Annotated in this window: 1 pseudogene; it reads right to left on the reverse strand. The window is 63.3% G+C overall.

Annotation, left to right across the window (positions count from 1 at the left end):
- Positions 1-77: 77 nt before the first annotated feature.
- Positions 78-935 (reverse strand): annotated as a pseudogene (gene tnpC / locus L6639_RS42900) (IS66 family transposase); the annotation flags it as partial.
- Positions 936-1,178: the final 243 nt, after the last annotated feature.

Here is a 1,178-nt window from a genome sequence, read left to right on the forward strand (position 1 = left end):
GTACGCATACGACGAAGGCCGCCTGATTGACGCATGCGCGCGAGCACGGCGAGTTCTACGATGGCGTTGCGTGAAGGTCAGGCGGCTTGCTGATCGGCGGACTTGCCGGCTTGGTGAAGGAGCTTCCATTCCCAGGGCAGCAGTTCGCGCAGACGCGAGGTGGGAAGATCGGCGATCCGGGCGAGGACGTCGGCGAGCCAAGCCTTGGGATCGACGTCGTTGAGGCGACAGGTCGTGATCATCGTCAGCATGATAGCGGCACGGTCGGCGCCACGTTGGCTGCCAGCGAAGGTCCAGTTGCGCCTTCCCAAGGCAATGCCTCTCAATGCACGCTCAGCGCAATTGTTGGTCAAGCAGATCCTGCCATCGTCGAGGAAGCGGACGAAGTCGTCCCAGCGCTTGAGCATGTAGTTCATGGGCTTCAGGACCTCGGCGGAGCGGGAGAGGCTTTCTCGCTCGCGGAGCAGCCAGGCGTGCATGTCGTCGAGCAGCGGCTTGCTCCGCTCCTGGCGCACAGCACGCCGCTCGTCGGCACCACGGCCGTTGATGGCGCGCTCGATCTCGAACAGGGCGTCAAGACGCCTGACCGCCTCCAGCGCGATCGGGGAGACCGGTTTGCCCTTGCCTTCCCGGGCGGCTTTCTCGATGTCAGCCAGCTCGAAGAATCCCCGCCGCGCATGGGCCAGGCAAAATGCCGGCGTGATCGGCATTGCTTTCCTTTTTGGATCGAACAACGGCTCGAAGCCGCCATAGCAATCCGCCTGCAGAATGCCGGCGAAGGCGGCCAGATGCATCTGAGGATGTTCGCCCCGTCGGTTGCCCGAGGCATAATAGACCGCCGCCGGCGGCGCAGGCCCGGCGAACGGCCGGTCATCCCGCACATACGTCCAGATCCGGCCGGTCGTGCATTTGCCCTTCGCCAGGATCCGGATGGTGGGGTGAGTAGGCCGGAGGGATTTCACCTCCAGCCTCTCGCAGAACCGGGCGTGAGACTCTCGCCTCACCCGGCTCCCATCAGGCAATCTTGCCGCCATCGCCGAGTTGCCAATGCACAAAGAGCCTGCGGTTCTCACGCGCGATCTTCTCCAGGAAGAGACGCGCGCGTCCTAAACGGTGATGGAAGCGCTTGTACTTTCGCTTCAACCAAATACCTAACGTCTGGTTGATGTAGCGCGCCA

Origin of the sequence: Bradyrhizobium zhengyangense (assembly GCF_022012555.1) — a bacterium.
GTDB lineage: Bacteria > Pseudomonadota > Alphaproteobacteria > Rhizobiales > Xanthobacteraceae > Bradyrhizobium > Bradyrhizobium zhengyangense.